This window comes from Skermanella sp. TT6, from assembly GCF_016653635.2.
Lineage (GTDB): Bacteria > Pseudomonadota > Alphaproteobacteria > Azospirillales > Azospirillaceae > Skermanella > Skermanella cutis.
In genome coordinates this window covers 1,619,857-1,640,617 of the sequence record NZ_CP067420.1, presented here as the reverse complement: position 1 = coordinate 1,640,617, position 20,761 = coordinate 1,619,857, and the positions used below count along the sequence as shown (strand labels likewise).

Sequence of the window (20,761 nt, the reverse complement as noted above, 5' to 3'; positions counted from 1 at the left end):
AGTGTCGAATTCTGACACGTTGTTGAAAAAAGAGAACCTACGGATCACGCGCCATGGATTACGAAGCCTTCTTCCGGACCCAGATCGACAATCTGAAGCGTGAAGGCCGATACCGGGTCTTCGCCGATCTGGAACGCCGGGCAGGCAATTTCCCCAAGGCGAAGCGCTACGACGGGGCGAGCGGCACCGTCCAGGAAGTCACGGTCTGGTGTTCCAACGACTATCTCGGCATGGGCCAGCATCCCGCCGTCCTGCGGGCCATGCACGAGGCGCTGGAGACCTGCGGCGCCGGTGCCGGCGGCACCCGCAACATCTCCGGGACGAACCACTACCACGTCCTGCTGGAGCGCGAGCTGGCCGACCTCCATGGCAAGGAAGCGGCGCTTCTGTTCACCTCGGGCTACATCTCGAACCAGGCGACGCTCAGCACGCTGGGCAAGCTGCTGCCCAACTGCGTGATCCTGTCCGACGCGCTGAACCACAACTCGATGATCGAGGGCATCCGCCAGTCGGGCGCGGAGAAATACGTCTTCCGCCACAACGACCCGGAGCACCTGGACCAGCTGCTGGGCCGGCTGCCCGCCGACCGGCCGAAGCTGGTGGCGTTCGAGTCCGTCTATTCCATGGACGGCGACATAGCCCCGCTCGCCGAACTGTGCGACGTCGCGGACAAGCATAACGCCATGACCTACCTGGACGAGGTCCATGCCGTCGGGATGTACGGGCCCCGCGGCGCCGGCGTCGCGGAGCGGGACGGCGTGATGCACCGGCTGACCATCATCGAAGGGACGCTGGGCAAGGCGTTCGGCGTCATGGGAGGCTACATCACCGGGTCTTCCGCCCTGGTGGACGTGGTGCGAAGCTTCGCCTCCGGCTTCATCTTCACGACCTCGCTGACCCCGTCGATCGCCGCCGGAGCGCTCGCCAGCGTGCGCCACCTGAAGCAGAGCCAGGCCGAGCGGATCTCCCACCAGGAACGGGCCGGCACGCTGAAGCGCCGGTTGCTGGACGCCGGCCTGCCGGTGATGCCGTCGGTCAGCCATATCGTTCCCGTGCTGGTCGGCGATCCCCGGCTGTGCAAGCAGGCGAGCGACGACCTGCTGGAGCGGCACAACATCTATGTGCAGCCGATCAATTATCCGACGGTCCCCCGCGGCACCGAGCGGCTTCGGATCACCCCCTGCCCGCTCCACACCGACGGCGACATGGACCATCTGGTCGATGCCCTGCTCGACGTCTGGAGCCGGCTGGAACTGAAGAAGGCGGCCTGACCCCCGGAGGTCAGGCCGCCTTCGCGACTGCTGGGGGCGCCGGGGATCAGTCGCCCTGGCGCGCCTCGTTCTCGGCGGCCTGGGGCTGGATCTCCGCCTGGGTGGCGTCCACGCGGATGGTCTGGGCCCGCTTGTCCACGCCGGCCACCCGGTCCCAGGGCACTTCGTAGATGGTGTCGCCGACGACACCCAGCAGCCCGCCGGTGCTGACGAGCAGGGTTTCGATGCTGCCGGTCTCCACATTGACGACGGTGCCCGCGACATCGCCGAAATTCTCGTTGTCGGACAGGGTGACGGACATGTTCGCCAGATCCTCGACATAGATCTGGTTGGCCGCGAGGCCGCCGCCGCCGCGGGAGCCGGTCGGCGACTGCGCTTCGGTCGTACGGAGCGCCGCCGGGCTGTCCCTGTCGGCACCCGCGTCGGCCTGGGGCGTCCCGCCGTCGCGCACCGGTCCTCCGGAACCCGCCGGCGGCGTCACGTTGGTCGCCGCGGTACCGCCTTCCTCGCCGCCGACCGCCGGCTGGCGGGGTCCCTGCGGCTGGACGTTGGGATTCGCCGGCGTTGCCTGCTGCGAGCCTTCGGGCCCGCCCATCTGCCGGCCCGACGGCAGGGTCTCCGGCGTCTGGACGCCTTCCATCTGGTCGGTGCTCGGGCGCCCGCCCATGGCCGGCGTATCCTGCGCATAGGCCCCGGTGCCCAGGGTGGTCAGGATAGCGGTCGCCGCCAGAAGTGTTTTGAGGGACACGGTTGTCTCCTTGATCGTGTGAATCTGCTATGCTTCCCAACAGGACGCCTCGTGCGGCGTTCCGTGCCGTCGTTCGTTGCCGAGCGGAATGCGAATGCGTCGCAAAAGCATCTATGGACTTATCGGCCGGGGCGCACTATCTTCCATGACGAGCCGTTGGACTGTTCCGAGGGAGTGGCACCATGTACCGCGACAATTCACTGATGCCGAAGGAGGCCGTGCGCCTCGCCGTTCTCGGAACGCTCGCCCAGGCGGGGTCCATGCGTTACGCCGATCTGGCCGGCGCGCTCCGCCATTTCACCAGCCGCATCGTCGGCCCGTCGCTCGACCTGATGGGGACGTCGCTGGAACTGCTGCGCTATGACGGCTCGATCGAGGCGCTGGACGGCACCGGGATGGAGGACAATGCGGTCCTCGCCGTGACCGATGCCGGCCGCCGGGAGTTCGAGACCCTGATGCGCGCCAATGTCCGCGCGCCGTCTTCCGACGATCTGAACAAGCTGGTGATCACCCTCAAGCTCCGCTTCCTGCATCTCCTCGACAGGGCGGACCAGCAGGAACAGATCGATCTGCTCGCCAGCCTGTACGAGACGGAATTGGCCCGCCTGCAGGATCTCCGGCGCCACCATGACGGCGACCCCGGACACCTGACCGAGTGGCTGGACCATGACATCGCCCAGGTCGAGGCCCGCCTCCGCTGGTTCCAGGACCTGTACGACCGTACCTGACTTTCTTCGAATGCCGGGGGCTGCGCCGGTAGGCCTAGCACAAGACGAGTAGTGCCAAATCGGCGCCGAAAGGGTTATGATATACTCCCTTTTCCCAGCGCCGTGGCCATGCCCCCGATGTCAGCCCATCTCGATGCCGACGACTTAGCCGATCAACTGCGTGTCGAATTCAAGGACGATGCGCAGGATCGCCTCGATATCGTTTACCAGACGCTGGACAAGCGCCAGAACGACACACTGTCCGACGAAGAGGCGCTGATGATACTCCGCCGCGAGGCCAGCAAGCTTCGCGGCATCGGCGCTTCCTGCGGTTTCCCCCTGGTCAACCTGATGGCCCACCGGCTGGAGACCTATCTGGGGGGCAACCTGACCCGGCTGAACGAGCGCCAGATCGAGGACGTGACCCGGTTCGCCGACCGGCTCGCCCAGGCCGTGGACCGGGAGGAGCTTCCCGACGTCGCGACGACCAACCAGATCATCCGCTCCCTGCCCGTCCGCTATGAATTCGACATCACCGACATCGAGGTGCACGACGTCGAGATCATGCTGGTGACGCCGTCCAAGGTGGTGAGCAAGCTGGTCAGCACCGAGATGGCGGCCTGCGGTTTCCGCACCGTCATCGTCCGCGACCCGATCGAGTCGATCGCGCTGGCCGTCCGCATGCCGCCGGACATGATCATCGCGTCGGCGGTGATGGATGGGCTGGGCGGGCTAGACCTGCTCCGCGGGCTGCGTGCCATGTCGCCCACCCAGGATGTGCCGATGGCGCTGCTGACCAGCCTCGACACCGTCATCAAGGATGTCCCGGACGGCATCGCCGTGATCCGGGTCGGCACCCATTTCGGCGACGATTTCGCCGGGGCGATCACACGCTTCAACCTGGGCTGACGGGGTCCCTCAGCGCCACTGGCCGCAGCACCTCTTGAACTTCCGGCCGCTGCCGCAGGGACAGGGGTCGTTGCGGCCGACATACCGGTACGGATTGAGGACGGTCTGCTGTCCGCCGAGGCCGATGGACGGCATTCCCGGGAAAGCCATGGCGGGAGAGCCGGGCGCGTCCCACCCGGCCAGCGCCGGTTCCCGCCGGCGCAGGGTTTCGGCGATCCGGACCACCTCCTCGTCGATTTCCTCTTCTCCGGCCTCGGCGTCCCAGTCGTCGCGGATCGTCCAGTCCCGGAGTTCGGCGACGGTATCGCCGAAGGGCGTGTATTCGTCGTTGATCCCGACCAACAGCTCCCCGGCCTGGGCATCGGCCAGGATCCGCTCGAAATCCTCCCGGGACAGGAACTGCGGATCGATGATCCCGGCACAGAAACTCTGCTCGACCGCGTCGCGCAGTTCGGTGAAGCCCATCTGGGCGATCAGTTCCGCCCAGCCGGACGACACGACGCCGTCGCCGTCACCCGCCAGATTGCCCTGCAGGCGTCGAAGATAGTCCGCCAGGGCGGACCGTTCGATGCGGCCGGCGACCGTCAGCATGCCCAAGGTGTCGAGCATGCGCCGCCTGACATGACAGTCCGCGGCGGGATTCTCGACAAGATCCTTCAGCGGGGCGGGATCGCCATCGAACAGGTTGAACATCACGCGATGTGCCGTCACGGTGACGGCATCGCCCAGCACCATATCGATCTTCTCGGAGTCCTGCGCCAGCAGTCCCGCGACCGTCCGGTAGGCCGAGGTCGCGCGCCAGGAACCGAGCAGATGCACGGCCAGGAACAGCAGGCCTTCTTCCCCGGCAAGCTCCAGCATCGGCGTGTGGTTTGCTCGCGCGACGATTCCGGTCAGGATCGGAACCATCTCGTCGCGCCGGGACGCGGCTTCGCGAACGGCTTCGATCGGAACGGTCGTCGCTTCCCTGAATGCAGAGATGATCTGCTCGGTCTCCATGGCCTCCCCCTCTGCGCCGGCCGCAGTTTAGCAGCAAGCCGGCCGGGGTGAAGTCCCTCGCGACATTTATCCTCAACTTACGCAATGCTGCCGCCACATCATGCGGTACGCCGCTTCCAGGCCGCGGGTGAAGGCCGCGCCGTCGCACAGGGGTGAGGCGGCCATGCGCCCGCGCAGGCCCGAGCGCAGGCCGCCGAGGGCTTCGCGGTCCCGCGACAGCGCGGCGGCGATCCGCACATAATCGTCGGCATCGACCGCCGCCCATTCCGGATGGCCCAGCACCGTCACATGGCCCACGCTGTGCCGGGAGCAGAACCGCCGGCCCGGCAAGGTGACGACGGGCACCCCCATCCACAGCGCCTCCAGGGTCGTGAGGCCGCCCGAATAGGGAAACGGGTCCAGCGCGATGTCGACTCCGGCATAGGACTCCAGCATGTCCGCATGTCCGCCGCCCTGCGCCAGTTCCAGCCGGTCGGAGCCTATCCCGGCAGCCCCGAACCGCGCCGCGACACGGCCGCGCAGGTCGGGGCACCGGAGTTCCCGGGTGTTGAGGAGCAGCCGGCCGCCGGGTACCGCATCGAGAACCCTTGCCCACAGGGCGATCACGCCATCCTGGATCTTGGCAAGTCGGTTGAAGCAGCCGAAGGTGACATGGCCCAACCCCAGGGCCGGCGGCGGTGCCACGGGCGGGGCGTAGGCGGGCGGCCCATAGGGGACGTATCCCCCGGGAAGCCGGACGATCCGTTCCGTATGGAGCTCTTCCGCCCCGGCCGGGCATTGCCGCGGATCGCCGATCAGCCAGTCCATGGCCGGAAGGCCCGACGTGCCGATCAGCCCGCCCCAGGTCGCCAGGACCGGGGCCGGGGTCCGGGCGAAGACTCCCAGGCGGTTGTGCGCGGTATGGCCCGAGAGATCGACCAGCAGGTCGATCCCGTCGGCGCGGATCCGCCCGGCCAGAGCCGCGTCGTCCATGCCGGCGGTCGGAACCCAGGAGGCGCAGTGCCGTCGCAGATGGTCTGTCACTTCGTCCGCGACCGTCCGGCCCGAGTAGGCATGGATCTCCACCGCCGCCGGATCATGGTTGGGCAGGACCGGCGAGAGGAACCAGCCGACCGGGTGCTTCCCGAAATCGGCGGAGACATAGCCCACGCGGAGCCGGCGATTGGGGTCGCGCCCGCGGTCCGGACGGGGCTCGGCGAGGCCGGACAGACCGGACCCCCAGGCCCGCAGCTCCGTTACGAGATCCCGGTCATCGACCGTGGGAGAAAGATGCAGGGCATAGAGCCGATTCTCCGTGGCTCCGCGATGGTCCGGCTCCCGTTCGATCACCCGGGCATAGGCGGCGACGGCGGCATCGGGATCGCCGGCGTCGATCAGGACGTTGCCGAGTTGCAGCAGCGCCGCGATGTCGGCGGGGGCGATCGCCGCCGCATGGCGGGCGGCGCGCTCCGCCTGCCCGATCAGGCCCGAGGAGGCCAGGACGATCGAGAGTGCGACATGCGTGGCGGCATGCTCGGGCCGGGCGGCGACCGCGCGGTGGGCGAGCGCCACGGCTTCCTCGGTCCGTCCCAGGCGATCCAGGACGATGGCGAGGTTGGCGAGGGCGTCGCCCTGCTCCGGTGCCATCAGCACGGCGCCCTCCAGCACGCCGGCGGCATCGTCCAGCTGTCCGGCCTCCATCAGGGCGCAGCCGAGATCGTTCAAGGCGAAGGCATCGTGGGGTGCCAACCGGGCCGCCGCGCGATAATGGACAAGCGCGCCGGGCCGGTCGCCGCGCTTGTCCAGGAGCAACGCCAATGCCCGCCGGCCGTCCGCCGACTCCGGGCACAGATCCACCGCCCGCTCCAGCAGGTCGAGCGCCTCGGCGGCGTGACCCTGCTGGTGGCGCAACAGCCCGAGGAACCGGAGCAGATCGGGATGGCCCCGATGGACGGCGAGGAGGCTTCGGTAAGCGGCCTCCGCTTCCGCGAGCCGGCCGGCGCGATGGAGCGCCAAAGCGTCGTCCAGGCTCATGGCCGATGCCGGTTCCATGCCCATCACCTCCCCGTACGGTCGAATGCGGACGGAAAAGGCCGCCCCGGTTTCCCGGAGCGGCCTTCTTTCCATGCTTGGCGTCGGACCCGCGGCTTACGCCACGTTGGGCCGGCTTTCCGGCAGGCCCGGCATGACGCTCTCGCTGCCGTCGTGCTCGATCGGGGTGGTCTCCCGGTCGCGCTCGGCGGCGATCTGCTTCAGGCGGTTGACCACCGAGCCGGTACCGGCCGGGATCAGGCGACCGACGATCACGTTCTCCTTCAGCCCGTCCAGGTTGTCCACGCGGCCCGAGACGGCAGCCTCGGTCAGCACGCGGGTGGTTTCCTGGAACGAAGCGGCGGAGATGAACGACTTGGTCTGGAGCGAGGCCTTGGTGATGCCCTGCAGGACGGGGCGCGCCTTGGCCGGACGAAGCTGGACGCCGTCGGCGCCGGCTTCCGCGATGACCTTCTCGTTCTCGATGTCGAACTCCTGACGGTCCACCTGCTCGCCCACCAGGAAGGTGGTGTCGCCGGCGTCCTCGATCTCGACCTTCTGCAGCATCTGGCGGACGATCACCTCGATGTGCTTGTCGTTGATCTTCACGCCCTGCAACCGGTAGACCTCCTGGATCTCATTGGTGAGGTAGGCGGCCAGCGCCTCCACGCCCATGACCGCCAGGATGTCGTGCGGCACGGGGTTGCCGTCCATCAGGAGGTCGCCGCGCTGGACATAGTCGCCTTCCTGGACCGAGATGTGCTTGCCCTTGGGGATCAGGTATTCCTTGGGCTGCTCGCTCTCGTCGTTGGGAACGACCACGATCCGGCGCTTGGTCTTGTAGTCCTTGCCGAACTCGACCCGGCCGTCGGTCTCCGAGATGATCGCGAAGTCCTTCGGGCGGCGGGCCTCGAACAGCTCGGCCACGCGCGGCAGACCGCCGGTGATGTCGCGCGTCTTGGAGCCTTCGCGCGGGATGCGGGCCAGCACGTCGCCCGCCCGCACGCGGGCGCCGTTCTCGATCGACAGGATGGCGTCGACCGACATGTAGTAGCGCGCTTCCATGCCGTTCGGCAGCTTGACCACGTCGCCGTTCTCGTCCCGCAGGGTGATGCGCGGACGGAGGTCGGCACCGCGGGGCTGCTGGCGCCAGTCCACCACCACCTTGCTGGAGATACCGGTCGCCTCGTCCATGACCTCGCGGACGGACACGCCCTCGATCAGGTCGACGTAGTTGGCGATACCCTCGCGCTCGGTGATGATCGGCAGGGTGTACGGGTCCCACTCGGCCAGCTTGCGGCCGCGCTCGACCTTCTCGTCCTCGGCCGCCAGCAGCTTGGCACCGTAGGGAATACGGTGACGCGCCTTCTCGCGGCCCTGGTCGTCCACCAGCACCAACTCGCAGTTCCGTCCCATGACGACCGGCACGCCCTCGGAGTTCAGAACCACGTTGCGGTTCTTGATCTGGAGGGTCGCGTCGAACGCCGCCTCGACCGAGGACTGCTCGGCACCGCGCTGGGCGGCGCCGCCGATGTGGAAGGTACGCATGGTCAGCTGGGTACCCGGCTCCCCGATCGACTGCGCCGCGATGACGCCGACCGCCTCGCCGACATTCACCAGGGTGCCGCGGGCCAGGTCGCGGCCGTAGCACTTGGCGCACACGCCGTCGCGGGTGTGGCAGGTCAGGACAGACCGGATCAGCACCGAGTCGATGCCGGCCTGCTCGATCTTGTCCACCAGCGCCTCGTCGATCAGAGCGCCCGCGTCCACGACGATCTCGCCGGTCAGCGGGTTCTTCAGCTCGACGGCCGTGGTGCGGCCCAGGATGCGGTCCGCCAGCGGAGCGATGACCTCGCCGCCCTCGATCACGGCCTTGACGGTGATGCCGTCGGTAGTGCCGCAATCGACCTCGACGATGATCGCGTCCTGGGCCACGTCCACGAGGCGGCGGGTCAGGTAGCCCGAGTTCGCCGTCTTCAAGGCGGTGTCGGCCAGACCCTTACGGGCACCGTGGGTGGAGTTGAAGTACTCCAGCACGGTCAGGCCTTCCTTGAAGTTCGAGATGATCGGCGTCTCGATGATCTCGCCCGACGGCTTGGCCATCAGGCCGCGCATGCCGGCCAGCTGCTTGATCTGGGCGGCCGAACCACGGGCACCGGAATGCGCCATCATGTAGACCGAGTTGATGCCCTGGCCCGGACGGTCCTTCTTGATCACGTCCATCATGGCGTTGGCCACCTTCTCGGTGGTTTCCGACCAGACGTCGACGACCTTGTTGTACTTCTCGCCCTGGGTGATCAGGCCGTCCAGGTACTGCTGCTCGTACTCCTTGACCCGCTCCTGCGCGTCGGCGACCAGCGCTTGCTTCTCCGGCGGGATGACCATGTCGTCCTTGCCGAACGAGATGCCGGCGCGGCAGGCATGGCCGAAGCCCAGCTTCATCAGCCGGTCGGCGAAGATCACCGTCTCCTTCTGGCCGCAATGGCGGTAGACCAGATCGATGACGTTGGTGATCTCCTTCTTGGTCAGCAGGCGGTTGATGACCGAGAAGGGGACCATCTTGTTGCGCGGCAGGATCTCGGACAGCAGCATGCGGCCCGGGGTCGTCTCCACCCGCACGGTGATCGGCTTGCCCTCGTCGTCGATCGTCTTGTAGCGGGCCTTGACGCGGGCGTGCAGGCTGACCGCCTTGGCGTCCAGCGCCTGCTGGATCTCGCCGATATTGGCGAAGGCCATGCCCTCGCCCTTCTCGCCGGCCCGGTCCATCGTGATGTAGTACAGGCCCAGGACGATGTCCTGGCTGGGCACGATGATCGGCTTGCCGTTGGCGGGCGACAGGATGTTGTTGGTCGACATCATCAGGACGCGCGCTTCGAGCTGGGCTTCCAGCGACAGCGGCACGTGGACCGCCATCTGGTCGCCGTCGAAGTCAGCGTTGAAGGCGGTGCAGACCAGCGGGTGCAGCTGGATCGCCTTGCCCTCGATCAGCGTCGGCTCGAACGCCTGGATGCCCAGGCGGTGCAGCGTCGGCGCGCGGTTCAGCAGGACCGGATGCTCGCGGATGACCTCCTCGAGGATGTCCCAGACCTCCGGCCGCTCCTTCTCGACCATGCGCTTCGCCGCCTTGATGGTCGAAGCCATGCCGTACAGCTCGAGCTTGGCGTAGATGAAGGGCTTGAACAGCTCGAGCGCCATCTTCTTCGGCAGGCCGCACTGGTGCAGCTTCAGCTCCGGGCCGACCACGATGACCGAACGGCCGGAATAGTCGACGCGCTTGCCGAGCAGGTTCTGACGGAACCGGCCCTGCTTGCCCTTCAGCATGTCGGACAGCGACTTCAGCGGGCGCTTGTTGGCGCCCGTGATGACCCGGCCGCGGCGGCCGTTGTCGAACAGGGCGTCGACGGCCTCCTGCAGCATGCGCTTCTCGTTGCGCACGATGATGTCCGGCGCCTTCAGCTCGATCAGCCGCTTCAGGCGGTTGTTCCGGTTGATCACGCGGCGGTACAGGTCGTTCAGGTCCGAGGTCGCGAACCGGCCGCCGTCGAGCGGGACCAGCGGACGCAGCTCGGGCGGGATGACCGGGATGACGTTCAGGATCATCCATTCCGGCCGGGAGCCGGATTCCTGGAACGCCTCGATCAGCTTCAGCCGCTTGACCAGCTTCTTGCGCTTCGCCTCGGAGTTGGTCTCCCGCAGCTCGTCGCGGCAGGTGATGCGCTCCTGCTCCAGGTCGATCTGGGACAGCATGTGGCCCAGCGCCTCGGCGCCGATCTTGGCTTCGAACGCGTCGTCGCCGTACTCTTCCTGGGCGGAGATATACTCCTCCTCGCCGAGAAGCTGGTGGAGCTTCAGCGGGGTCAGGCCGGGCTCGACCACGACGTAGTTCTCGAAATACAGGACCCGCTCCAGATCCTTCAGCGTCATGTCGAGCAGCAGGCCGATGCGGCTCGGCAGGGACTTCAGGAACCAGATGTGCGCCACCGGCGAGGCCAGCTCGATATGGCCCATGCGTTCGCGGCGCACCTTGGACAGGGTGACCTCGACGCCGCACTTCTCGCAGATGATGCCGCGGTACTTCATGCGCTTGTACTTGCCGCACAAGCACTCGTAATCCTTGATCGGACCGAAGATACGGGCGCAGAACAGCCCGTCGCGTTCCGGCTTGAAGGTACGGTAGTTGATGGTCTCCGGCTTCTTGATCTCGCCGAAGGACCAGGAGCGGATCCGCTCGGGGCTCGCGATCGAGATACGGATCTGATCGAAGCTCTGCGGGCCCTGGACCTGGCCGAAAATATTCATCAACTCGTTCATGAACCTCTCCCCTGAGCGGGGCCGGCCCGGTGGACCGGCTGAGAGCGGCGGATGGAAATCACGGATATCCGCCGTCTGATTATGTCTCGAACAGCATTCCGCCGGTCATGATCCCAAAATCATCGCCCGGCAGCGGAGTTCCGGATGGAAACGGACGGGGGCGGCTCTCACCGCCCCCCGCCCCGGTCCGCCCGGATCAGTAGGCCCGTTGGTTCAGCTCGACGTTCAAGCCGAGCGAACGCAGCTCCTTGACCAGCACGTTGAACGATTCCGGGATACCGGCCTCGAAGTTGTCGTCGCCGCGGACGATCGCCTCGTAGACCTTGGTACGACCGGACACGTCGTCCGACTTGACCGTGAGCATTTCCTGCAAGGTGTAGGCGGCGCCATAGGCTTCCAGCGCCCAGACCTCCATCTCGCCGAAACGCTGCCCGCCGAACTGGGCCTTGCCGCCCAGCGGCTGCTGGGTGACCAGGCTGTAGGGACCGATCGACCGGGCGTGGATCTTGTCGTCCACCAGGTGGTGCAGCTTCAGCATGTAGATGTAGCCGACGGTCACCTTGCGGTCGAACGGCTCTCCGGTCCGGCCGTCGATCAGCGTGCTCTGGCCCGACTTGTCCAGGCCCGCCATCTCCAGCATCCGGCAGATGTCGTCCTCGCGCGCGCCGTCGAAGACGGGAGTGGCGAAAGGCACGCCGATCCGCAGGTTTCCGGCCAGCTCCAGCAGTTCCTTGTCCGACAGGTCGGCGACGTCGGTGTCGTAGGCCTTGCCGTAGACCGCCTTCAGCTTCTCCTTCAGGTCGGCGATGACCTTGGTCATGCCGTCGTCGGAGCTGCGTTTGGCCGCCGAACGGTAGGTCTGGACCATCTGGTCGATCTGGCGCCCGAGCCCGGCCGCGGCCCAGCCCAGGTGGGTCTCCAGGATCTGCCCGACATTCATGCGCGACGGCACGCCCAGCGGGTTCAGCACGATGTCGACCTGCCGGCCGTCTTCCAGGAACGGCATGTCCTCCTTGGGAATGATCTTGGAGATCACGCCCTTGTTGCCGTGCCGGCCGGCCATCTTGTCGCCCGGCTGAAGCTTGCGCTTCACCGCGACGAAGACCTTGACCATCTTCATCACGCCCGGCGGGAGCTCGTCGCCGCGCTGCAGCTTCTCGACCTTGTTCTCGAAGCGGGCCTGGAGGGCGTCGATCGAGTCGTCGAACACCTTGCCGACCTGCTCGATGGTCTCCATCACCTGCTCGTTCTCGACGCTGATCTGGCGGGTCTGGCCACCGGTCAGGGGAGCGAGATCGGCTTCGGTGATCTCGGCGCCGGTGCGGAAGCCCTTGGGACCGCTGACCGACTTCTGGCCGATCAGCAGCTCGCGCAGGCGGCCGTAGAAGCTGCGCTCCAGGATCTTGCGCTCGTCGTCGCGGTCCTTGGCCAGGCGCTCGATCTCGGCGCGCTCGATTGCCATCGCGCGCTCGTCCTTGTCCACGCCGCGGCGGGAGAAGACGCGCACCTCGACGATGGTGCCAGCGACGCCCGGCGGCAGGCGCAGCGACGTGTCGCGCACGTCGGACGCCTTCTCGCCGAAGATGGCGCGAAGCAGCTTCTCTTCCGGCGTCATCGGGCTTTCGCCCTTCGGCGTCACCTTGCCGACTAGGATGTCGCCCGGCTTCACCTCGGCACCGATATAGACGATGCCCGCCTCGTCGAGGTTCTTCAGGGCCTCTTCGCCGACGTTGGGGATGTCGCGGGTGATCTCCTCCTGGCCCAGCTTGGTGTCGCGGGCCATGACCTCGAACTCCTCGATATGGATCGAGGTGAAGACGTCGTCGCTCACGATCCGCTCGGAGATCAGGATCGAGTCCTCGAAGTTGTAGCCGTTCCAGGGCATGAACGCGACCAGCACGTTCCGGCCCAGGGCCAGCTCGCCCAGCTGGGTCGAGGGGCCGTCGGCGATGATGTCGCCGGCCTGCACCCGGTCACCGACACGCACCAGCGGACGCTGGGTGATGCAGGTGTTCTGGTTCGACCGCTGGAACTTCAGCAGGTTGTAGATATCGACGCCGGGGGCGGCCGTGTTGGTCTCCTCCGTGGCGCGGATCACGATACGGGTCGCGTCCACCTGGTCGATCACGCCCGACCGGCGGGCCGCGATCGCCACGCCCGAGTCGCGGGCGACGGTCGCTTCCATGCCGGTGCCGACCAGCGGCGCGTCGGACTGGATCAGCGGCACCGCCTGGCGCTGCATGTTGGAGCCCATCAGCGCGCGGTTGGCGTCGTCGTTCTCCAGGAACGGGATCAGCGCCGCGGCGACGGACACCAGCTGCTTCGGCGAGACGTCGATCAGGCTGATCGCCTCGGGGCGGAACATCAGGTACTCGCCGCCCTGGCGGCAGGACACCAGGTCCTCCACGAAGCTGCCGTCCTCGTTCAACTCGGCGTTGGCCTGGGCGACCGTGTAGCGGCCCTCCTCCATCGCCGAGAGATAGACGACCTCGTCCGTCACCTTGCCGTCCACGACCTTCCGGTACGGGCTCTCGATGAAGCCGTACTGGTTGACGCGGGCGTAGGTGGCCAGCGAGTTGATCAGGCCGATGTTCGGGCCTTCCGGCGTCTCGATCGGGCAGATGCGGCCGTAGTGCGTCGGGTGCACGTCGCGCACCTCGAAGCCCGCCCGCTCGCGGGTCAGGCCGCCCGGGCCGAGGGCCGACAGGCGCCGCTTGTGGGTGATCTCCGACAGCGGGTTGGTCTGGTCCATGAACTGGGAGAGCTGCGACGACCCGAAGAACTCGCGCACGGCGGCGGCCGCCGGCTTGGCGTTGATCAGGTCGTGCGGCATGACCGTGTCGATCTCGACCGAGCTCATGCGCTCGCGGATCGCGCGCTCCATGCGCAGCAGTCCGACGCGGTACTGGTTCTCCATCAGCTCGCCGACCGAGCGGACGCGGCGGTTGCCCAGGTGGTCGATGTCGTCGATCTCGCCGCGGCCGTCCTTCAGCTCGACCAGGACCTTGAGGATCGAGAGGATGTCCTCCTTGCGGAGCACCCGCATCTGGTCGTCGGTCTTGAAGCCCAGGCGCGCGTTCATCTTGACGCGGCCGACCGCGGACAGGTCGTAGCGCTCCTGGTCGAAGAACAGGCCGTTGAACAGCGCTTCCGCGGACTCCAGGGTCGGCGGCTCGCCCGGGCGCATGACCCGGTAGATGTCGATCAGCGCGTCCTCGCGGGACGCGTTGCGGTCCGCGGCCATCGTGTTGCGGATGTACGAGCCGACATTGATGTGGTCGATCGCCAGCACGGGGATCGAGCTGATCCCGGCCTTCTCCAGCTTCTCGATGTCGACCAGCGACAGCTCGTCACCGGCCTCGTGGTAGACTTCGCCCGTCTTCTCGTTGATCAGGTCGGCGGCCAGGTACCGGCCGGCCAGCTCCTCGGTCGCGACGAGCTGCTCCTCCAGGCCCTGGTCGACCAGCTTGCGGATCGCCCGCGGGGTCATCTTGGTGCCGGCCTCGGCCATCACGGTGCCGGTCTTGGCGTCGATCAGGTCGCCGACCAGCTTGATGCCCTTCATGCGATCGGCGTTGAACGGGGTCTTCCAGCCGTTGGCCGCCCGCTCGTAGACGATGCTGTCGTAGAAGGTGCCGAGGATCTCCTCCTTCGACATGCCCTGCGCCTCGTAGGGCTGCAGGCCCTGGGGTCCGCGCTCCTCGCGCAGGGCTGCCGTCTCCGCGCTGTCCAGGGCGAACAGCAGCGTGGTCGCCGGCAGCTTGCGGCGGCGGTCGATGCGGACGAAGACCAGGTCCTTGGCGTCGAATTCGAAGTCCAGCCAGGAACCGCGGTAGGGGATGACGCGGGCGGCGAACAGGTACTTGCCGGAGCTGTGGGTCTTGCCCTTGTCATGGTCGAAGAAGACGCCGGGGCTGCGGTGCATCTGGCTGACGATGACCCGCTCGGTGCCGTTGATCACGAAGGTGCCGTTCGCCGTCATCAGGGGCATGTCGCCCATGTAGACGTCCTGCTCCTTGATGTCGCGGATCGACCGGAGGCCGGTTTCCTCCTCGACGTCGAAGACGCTGAGGCGCAGGGTCACCTTGAGCGGAGCCGCGAAGGTCATCCCGCGCTGCTGGCACTCTTCGACATCGTATTTCGGCTGTTCAAGCTCATACTTCACGAAGTCGAGCACGGCGCGGTCGGAGAAGTCCTTGATCGGGAAAACAGACCGGAACACCTCCTGCAGGCCCACATTGCCGCGGCGCTCGGGCGGGACGTCCATCTGGAGGAAGTGATCGTAGGAGCTCCGCTGCACCTCGATGAGGTTGGGCATGCGGGTTACCTCGGGGATCCTCCCGAAGCTCATGCGAACACGCTTACGTCCCGTAAAGGATTTGGCCATGGATGCCCCTCGTAGACTCATCCGATTTTGCGTCCCCAAGGGACGCGAAACGGTGCCGCAGCCTTTCCGTTAACCTTACGGAAGGTTGCGCACCGTATACTGTGTCATGTCCGTCGTCATACGCTGCGCGGCAGACACCGGGCACCATACGACTGCCGCCAGAAAATGCATACAACGCCGTTCGACGGCATGCCCCCTTTCGGGGGGCAGGCCGTCGTCAAGCGCTTGAATATGAACTCTGTCGTTCAGCAAGACGGTCTTACTTAATGTCGACCGTCGCGCCCGCTTCTTCAAGCTGTTTTTTGATCTTGGCGGCCTCGTCCTTCGACACGGCCTCCTTGACCGGCTTCGGAGCGCCTTCCACCAGGTCCTTCGCCTCCTTGAGGCCCAGGCCGGTGATGGCGCGGACTTCCTTGATGACGTTGATCTTCTTGTCGCCGGCGGCGGAGAGGATCACGTTGAACTCGGTCTGCTCCTCGACCGGCGCGGCGGCGGCGGCCGGAGCGGCGGCAGCGGCGGCCACCGGAGCGGCGGCGGAAACGCCCCACTTCTCTTCGAGCATCTTGGAAAGCTCGGCCGCCTCGAGGACGGTCAGAGCGGACAGGTCGTCAACCAGCTTGGCCAGATCAGCCATTTTGAACTCCGTTTTGAGCTTGAACTTCTGTTTAGATCGTAAGGAGGCTTAAGCCGCCTCGTCCTGCTTGTTCTGGGCGTCGGCATAGGCCGCGAGAACGCGGGCCACCTGGCCACCCGGAGCCTGAAGCACACCGGCGATACGGGTCGCGGGAGTGCTGATCATGCCCAGGAGCTTGCCGCGCAGTTCGTCGAGCGACGGCAAGGACGCGAGCGCCTTGACACCTTCGACGTCGAGGGTCTGGGTGCCGAGAGAGCCGCCGACAATCTTGAACTTGTCGTTGCCCTTGGCATAGTCGGCGGCCACCTTGGCGGCCGCGACCGGGTCCTTCGAGTAGGCGACCGCGGTCGGCCCCTTGAACAACCCGTCCAAACCTTCGAACTGCGTACCCTTGAGGGCGATGCGAGCGAGCCGGTTCTTCGTCACCTTGAAGCTGGCGCCCGCAGCGCGCATCTTGCGGCGCAGGTCCGTCACCTCGGCCACCGTCATCCCGCTCTGCTGGGTGACGACGACGAGACCGGTGTCCTGCAACGCAGAGTGCAACGCCGCGACCGTCTCTTCCTTCTGAGTGCGGTCCACGGATCGTCTCCGTTGCTAAATGGCCTGGGCACCCTCGACCTTGAGGAAACCCCTGCCGTGCAGACAATTGGAACCCCTCCCCAAGTGAGTGGGGGGAACGGTCCCGGTTTACCTGTCCCAGAAGTTCAAGCCGTCAGTGCCGGCCGGGGCTTCACCCGTCCGGTAATCGGTTGCAACTCCCGTCTATGCAGGCGAATCTTAGGCCGGCGAACCGGCGCCTGCAGTCTCGGACAGGGCGGACGGTGCGGACACCGTCCTGACGGCGGCGGTTCCGGTCGCCCGGTCCCGCCGCCATGTCCCTTACGCGTTGGCGGTGGTGCCCGCCGCGGCGATGGTCGAGAGATCCAGCTTCACGCCCGGACCCATGGTCGAGCTGAGCGAGATCTTCTCGATGTACTGGCCCTTGGCGCCCGTCGGCTTGGCGCGGTTGATCGCGCCGACGAAGGCCCGGATGTTCTCCAGCAGCGCGTCGTCGCTGAAGCTGGCCTTGCCGACGCCCGCATGCACGATGCCGGTCTTCTCGGCGCGGAACTCGACCGAACCGCCCTTGGCCGCCTTGACGGCCTCGGTCACGTTCGGGGTCACCGTGCCCAGCTTCGGGTTCGGCATCAGGCCGCGCGGACCCAGGATCTTGCCGAGCTTGCCGACCACGGCCATCATGTCCGGGGTGGCGATGCACCGGTCGAAGTTGATCTCGCCGGCCTGGATCTTCTCGGCCAGGTCATCCGCACCGACGATGTCGGCGCCGGCCGCCAGGGCCTCCTCGGCCTTGTTGGCGCGCGCGAACACCGCGACGCGGACGGTCTTGCCGGTGCCGTTCGGCAGGGTGACCATGCCGCGGACCATCTGGTCGGCGTGGCGGGGGTCGATGCCCAGGTTCATCGCGAGCTCGATGGTCTCGTCGAACTTGGCGGTCGCCTTGGACTTGATCAGCCGGAGGGCGTCTTCCAGCGGCAGGAAGCCGTCGCGGTCGATGCCCTGGTAGGCGTTCTTGAGGCGCTTTCCGATACGTGCCATGGTCTCTTACTCCACCACTTCCAGGCCCATGGAACGGGCGGAGCCCGCGATCATCTTGGCGGCGCCGTCAACGTCGTTGGCGTTGAGGTCGACCATCTTCGTCTGCGCGATCTCGCGGATCTGATCCATCGAGATCTGGCCGATGAAGCCCTTGCCGGTCGTCTGCGAGCCCTTGGTGATGTTGGCGGCCTTCTTGATGAAGTAGGTCGCCGGCGGGGTCTTCGTGACGAAGGTGAAGGTACGGTCGCCGAACGCGGTGATCACGACCGGGATCGGCATGCCGACCTCCAGGTCCGCGGTCCGCGCGTTGAACGCCTTGCAGAACTCCATGATATTCAGGCCGCGCTGACCCAGCGCCGGACCGATCGGCGGCGACGGGTTGGCCTTGCCGGCCGGCACCTGAAGCTTGATGTAGCCGATAATCTTCTTTGCCATCGTGACACCTCTCCAAATGGTCCTCGGAGGACCATGTCGCAACCCCCGGAAACAGGACCGCGGGGCTGCAGGGCGCGCGGTACGGCCATGGCGAGCCTCCCGCACAAATCAGCCGGGACGCCTGGGCGCCCCGACGCCGGGATCAGATCTTCTCGACCTGCCCGTATTCCAGCTCCACCGGGGTGGAGCGGCCGAAGATCGACACCGCGACCTTGAGCCTGGCCTTCTCCTCGTCCACTTCCTCGACCATGCCGGTGAAGGAGGTGAAGGGGCCGTCGTTGACCCGGACCTGCTCTCCGACCTCGAAGGTGATCGACGGCTTGGGCCGCTCGATGCCCTCCTGGACCTGGTAGATGATCCGCTCGGCCTCGGACTGGCTGATCGGCTGCGGCTTGCCGCCGCCGCCCAGGAAGCCGGTGACTTTCGGCGTGTTCTTCACGAGACTCCAGGTCTCGTCGCTCAGTTCCATCTTCACCAGGACATAGCCGGGAAAGAACTTCCGCTCGGCGTTGACCTTGGCGCCCCGGCGAACCTCGACCACTTCCTCGGTCGGCACCAGGATTTCCTCGAACATCTCGGCGAGGCCCTTCTGGGCGGCCTTCTCGCGGATGCCCTGCGCGACCTTCTTCTCGAAGCCGGAATAGACGTGAACGACGTACCAGCGCATCGCCATGGCTTCAGACTCCCAGGCCGAGAATCGTGCGGACGCCCAACGACAGCACCTGGTCGACCAGCAGGAAGAACAGGGACGCGGCGATGACCATCACGAACACCATGCCGGAGGTGATCGTCGTTTCCTTGCGCGTCGGCCAGGTAACCTTGGCCACCTCGCGCCGGACTTCGCGAGCGAATTCTGCAGGGTTCTTTTTAGCCATCGCGGTTGGGCCGCCAGTCTCACTTAAGTACAGCCGTCGCCATCAAGGCGCCGGCCAGAAATTCAGATCGTCACGGCCTGTGCCGTCATCGCCTGCTCGGATGTCCGCCTGCCAAGAGTGGCAGGAGTGGAGGGGCTCGAACCCCCAACCCCCGGTTTTGGAGACCGGTGCTCTACCAATTGAGCTACACTCCTACGGCGCCCGTCCGCCGGACTTTGCCCCTGCGCCGAAGACGCTGCCGTCTCGACTTCGGGGTGGCGGGGGGTTTTATCGGATCCTTCGGCAACAATCCAGCGAAAAGGCCGCCGCCGGAAAATAATTCTCCGGCGGCGGCCAGGTCAGCGGAACCTTACTTGATGATGCTGGCGACGACGCCGGCGCCGACGGTGCGGCCGCCCTCGCGGATGGCGAAGCGGAGGCCTTCGTCCATGGCGATCGGGGCGATCAGGGTGACGGTCATGGCGACGTTGTCGCCGGGCATGACCATCTCGGTGCCTTCCGGCAGGGCCACCATGCCGGTCACGTCCGTGGTCCGGAAGTAGAACTGCGGACGGTAGTTGGTGAAGAACGGCGTGTGCCGGCCGCCCTCTTCCTTGGTCAGGATGTAGGCCTCGGCCTTGAACACGGTGTGCGGCGTGATCGAGCCGGGCTTGGCCAGCACCTGGCCGCGCTCGACGTCCTCGCGCTTGGTGCCGCGCAGCAGGGCGCCGATGTTGTCGCCCGCCTGGCCCTGGTCGAGCAGCTTGCGGAACATCTCGACGCCGGTCACGGTGGTCTTGACCGTGTTCTTCAGGCCGACGATCTCGATCTCCTCGCCGACCTTGACGATGCCGCGCTCGACGCGGCCGGTCACCACGGTGCCGCGGCCCGAGATCGAGAACACATCCTCGATCGGCATCAGGAACGGACGGTCGACCGGGCGCTCCGGCTGCGGGATGTACTCGTCAACCGCCGCCATCAGCTTCAGGACGGCTTCCTTGCCGATCTCCGGGCTCTTGTCCTCCAGCGCCATCAGCGCCGAGCCGTGGACGATCGGGATGTCGTCGCCGGGGAAATCGTAGCTGCTCAGCAGCTCGCGCACTTCCAGCTCGACCAGCTCCAGCAGCTCGGGGTCGTCGACCATGTCGACCTTGTTCAGGAACACCACGATCGCCGGGACGCCGACCTGCCGGGCCAGCAGGATGTGCTCGCGGGTCTGCGGCATCGGGCCGTCGGCCGCCGACACCACCAGGATCGCGCCGTCCATCTGCGCGGCACCCGTGATCATGTTCTTCACGTAGTCGGCGTGGCCCGGGCAGTCGACGTGGGCATAGTGGCGGTTGGCCGTCTCGTACTCGACGTGCGCCGTCGAGATCGTGATGCCGCGGGCCTTCTCCTCCGGCGCCTTGTCGATCTGGTCGTACGCGGTGAACGTCGCACCGCCCGTCTCGGCCAGAACCTTGGTGATCGCCGCCGTCAACGAGGTCTTGCCGTGGTCGACGTGACCGATCGTGCCGATGTTGCAGTGCGGCTTGGTCCGCTCAAATTTCGCCTTCGCCATCGCTCTTTCTGTCCCCGCGGCTTTAGCCGACATCCATCCGAAGATCAAAAACCAAAACTTACCGGAGCCGGCGGCCGCGTCGTCGAGGAATGGAGCGGGTGAAGGGAATCGAACCCTCGTCACCAGTTTGGAAGACTGGAGCTCTACCATTGAGCTACACCCGCCCGAACCATTTCCTGACGGCGCCATCGACACCGGTCTGCCGATCCCGGCCGGAGGATCCGGCCCTGATGGCAGAGATGGTGGAAGGGGCTGGATTCGAACCAGCGTACGCTATCGCGGGCAGATTTACAGTCTGCTGCCTTTAACCACTCGGCCACCCTTCCAACCGCCCCGGTC

At 66.5% G+C, this 20,761-nt stretch carries 15 protein-coding genes and 3 tRNA genes; 3 read left to right on the top strand and 15 right to left on the bottom strand.

The features are described 5' to 3' along the window. Window positions 1-53: 53 nt before the first annotated feature. Window positions 54-1,271: a 5-aminolevulinate synthase gene (gene hemA / locus IGS68_RS07670; protein WP_201078622.1), complete on the top strand. Its 1,218-nt coding sequence runs from the start codon at window positions 54-56 to the stop codon at window positions 1,269-1,271. Between the two features lie 46 nt (window positions 1,272-1,317). Here the strand turns inward: hemA and IGS68_RS07665 are convergent, their stop codons facing one another. After that, window positions 1,318-2,019 carry a PRC-barrel domain-containing protein gene (locus tag IGS68_RS07665; protein ID WP_201078620.1) on the bottom strand — a complete coding sequence of 234 codons (702 nt, stop codon included), beginning with the start codon at window positions 2,017-2,019 and terminating at the stop codon, window positions 1,318-1,320. 182 nt (window positions 2,020-2,201) lie between these two features. Here IGS68_RS07665 and IGS68_RS07660 point away from each other — a divergent pair, with 182 nt between their 5' ends. Both IGS68_RS07660 and IGS68_RS07655 read left to right on the top strand, forming a co-directional pair. Further along, window positions 2,202-2,747, top strand: coding sequence for a hypothetical protein (locus IGS68_RS07660; protein WP_201078618.1), 546 nt, complete (start codon window positions 2,202-2,204; stop codon window positions 2,745-2,747). A 117-nt stretch (window positions 2,748-2,864) separates the two neighbouring features. Beyond that, a complete protein-coding gene (locus IGS68_RS07655; RefSeq protein ID WP_201078616.1) occupies window positions 2,865-3,635 on the top strand; it encodes an Hpt domain-containing protein in 771 nt (256 codons plus the stop codon). Window positions 3,636-3,644: 9 nt separating this feature from the next. Here IGS68_RS07655 and IGS68_RS35425 read toward each other — a convergent pair whose 3' ends face one another. From IGS68_RS35425 to IGS68_RS07585, 14 genes are all read right to left on the bottom strand, one after another. Next, complete coding sequence (locus tag IGS68_RS35425; RefSeq protein WP_247881223.1) at window positions 3,645-4,634, bottom strand: DUF1186 domain-containing protein; 990 nt, start codon at window positions 4,632-4,634, stop codon at window positions 3,645-3,647. Window positions 4,635-4,706: 72 nt separating this feature from the next. Next, complete coding sequence (locus IGS68_RS07645; RefSeq protein WP_201078614.1) at window positions 4,707-6,665, bottom strand: O-linked N-acetylglucosamine transferase, SPINDLY family protein; 1,959 nt, start codon at window positions 6,663-6,665, stop codon at window positions 4,707-4,709. A 96-nt stretch (window positions 6,666-6,761) separates the two neighbouring features. Then, window positions 6,762-10,955, bottom strand: a complete 4,194-nt coding sequence (gene rpoC / locus IGS68_RS07640; protein ID WP_201078612.1) for a DNA-directed RNA polymerase subunit beta' — start codon at window positions 10,953-10,955, stop codon at window positions 6,762-6,764. 196 nt (window positions 10,956-11,151) lie between these two features. Next, window positions 11,152-15,342 carry a DNA-directed RNA polymerase subunit beta gene (gene rpoB / locus IGS68_RS07635; protein ID WP_201078610.1) on the bottom strand — a complete coding sequence of 1,397 codons (4,191 nt, stop codon included), beginning with the start codon at window positions 15,340-15,342 and terminating at the stop codon, window positions 11,152-11,154. Between the two features lie 259 nt (window positions 15,343-15,601). Next, entirely contained in the window at window positions 15,602-15,976 is a 375-nt protein-coding gene (gene rplL / locus IGS68_RS07630; protein ID WP_201078608.1) for a 50S ribosomal protein L7/L12, read from the bottom strand. Window positions 15,977-16,024: 48 nt separating this feature from the next. Continuing rightward, the gene (gene rplJ, locus IGS68_RS07625) at window positions 16,025-16,555 is read right to left on the bottom strand and encodes a 50S ribosomal protein L10 (RefSeq protein WP_201078606.1); all 531 of its coding nucleotides are present in this window, start codon (window positions 16,553-16,555) and stop codon (window positions 16,025-16,027) included. Window positions 16,556-16,855: 300 nt separating this feature from the next. Continuing rightward, entirely contained in the window at window positions 16,856-17,572 is a 717-nt protein-coding gene (rplA, locus tag IGS68_RS07620) for a 50S ribosomal protein L1 (RefSeq protein WP_201078604.1), read from the bottom strand. Between the two features lie 6 nt (window positions 17,573-17,578). Then, window positions 17,579-18,007, bottom strand: a complete 429-nt coding sequence (rplK, locus tag IGS68_RS07615; protein WP_201078602.1) for a 50S ribosomal protein L11 — start codon at window positions 18,005-18,007, stop codon at window positions 17,579-17,581. Between the two features lie 142 nt (window positions 18,008-18,149). Beyond that, the gene (nusG, locus tag IGS68_RS07610) at window positions 18,150-18,680 is read right to left on the bottom strand and encodes a transcription termination/antitermination protein NusG (protein ID WP_201078600.1); all 531 of its coding nucleotides are present in this window, start codon (window positions 18,678-18,680) and stop codon (window positions 18,150-18,152) included. Between the two features lie 4 nt (window positions 18,681-18,684). Then, window positions 18,685-18,882 carry a preprotein translocase subunit SecE gene (gene secE / locus IGS68_RS07605; protein ID WP_201078598.1) on the bottom strand — a complete coding sequence of 66 codons (198 nt, stop codon included), beginning with the start codon at window positions 18,880-18,882 and terminating at the stop codon, window positions 18,685-18,687. Window positions 18,883-19,000: 118 nt separating this feature from the next. Further along, window positions 19,001-19,076: transfer RNA gene (locus IGS68_RS07600), tRNA-Trp, on the bottom strand. 155 nt (window positions 19,077-19,231) lie between these two features. After that, window positions 19,232-20,422: an elongation factor Tu gene (gene tuf / locus IGS68_RS07595; RefSeq protein ID WP_201073040.1), complete on the bottom strand. Its 1,191-nt coding sequence runs from the start codon at window positions 20,420-20,422 to the stop codon at window positions 19,232-19,234. 90 nt (window positions 20,423-20,512) lie between these two features. After that, window positions 20,513-20,586: transfer RNA gene (locus IGS68_RS07590), tRNA-Gly, on the bottom strand. A 76-nt stretch (window positions 20,587-20,662) separates the two neighbouring features. Further along, window positions 20,663-20,748: transfer RNA gene (locus IGS68_RS07585), tRNA-Tyr, on the bottom strand. Between the last annotated feature and the right edge of the window lie 13 nt (window positions 20,749-20,761).

What these genes read in the sequence shown, in the direction of transcription:
- nusG (WP_201078600.1), bottom strand. Translation starts at nt 18,680, where the DNA reads ATGGCGATGCGCTGGTACGTCGTTCACGTCTATTCCGGCTTCGAGAAG.
- IGS68_RS07660 (WP_201078618.1), top strand. Translation starts at nt 2,202, where the DNA reads ATGTACCGCGACAATTCACTGATGCCGAAGGAGGCCGTGCGCCTCGCC.
- rplK (WP_201078602.1), bottom strand. Translation starts at nt 18,007, where the DNA reads ATGGCAAAGAAGATTATCGGCTACATCAAGCTTCAGGTGCCGGCCGGC.
- secE (WP_201078598.1), bottom strand. Translation starts at nt 18,882, where the DNA reads ATGGCTAAAAAGAACCCTGCAGAATTCGCTCGCGAAGTCCGGCGCGAG.
- IGS68_RS07645 (WP_201078614.1), bottom strand. Translation starts at nt 6,665, where the DNA reads ATGGAACCGGCATCGGCCATGAGCCTGGACGACGCTTTGGCGCTCCAT.
- IGS68_RS07655 (WP_201078616.1), top strand. Translation starts at nt 2,865, where the DNA reads ATGTCAGCCCATCTCGATGCCGACGACTTAGCCGATCAACTGCGTGTC.
- rpoB (WP_201078610.1), bottom strand. Translation starts at nt 15,342, where the DNA reads ATGGCCAAATCCTTTACGGGACGTAAGCGTGTTCGCATGAGCTTCGGG.
- rplA (WP_201078604.1), bottom strand. Translation starts at nt 17,572, where the DNA reads ATGGCACGTATCGGAAAGCGCCTCAAGAACGCCTACCAGGGCATCGAC.
- tuf (WP_201073040.1), bottom strand. Translation starts at nt 20,422, where the DNA reads ATGGCGAAGGCGAAATTTGAGCGGACCAAGCCGCACTGCAACATCGGC.
- rpoC (WP_201078612.1), bottom strand. Translation starts at nt 10,955, where the DNA reads ATGAACGAGTTGATGAATATTTTCGGCCAGGTCCAGGGCCCGCAGAGC.
- rplL (WP_201078608.1), bottom strand. Translation starts at nt 15,976, where the DNA reads ATGGCTGATCTGGCCAAGCTGGTTGACGACCTGTCCGCTCTGACCGTC.
- IGS68_RS35425 (WP_247881223.1), bottom strand. Translation starts at nt 4,634, where the DNA reads ATGGAGACCGAGCAGATCATCTCTGCATTCAGGGAAGCGACGACCGTT.
- hemA (WP_201078622.1), top strand. Translation starts at nt 54, where the DNA reads ATGGATTACGAAGCCTTCTTCCGGACCCAGATCGACAATCTGAAGCGT.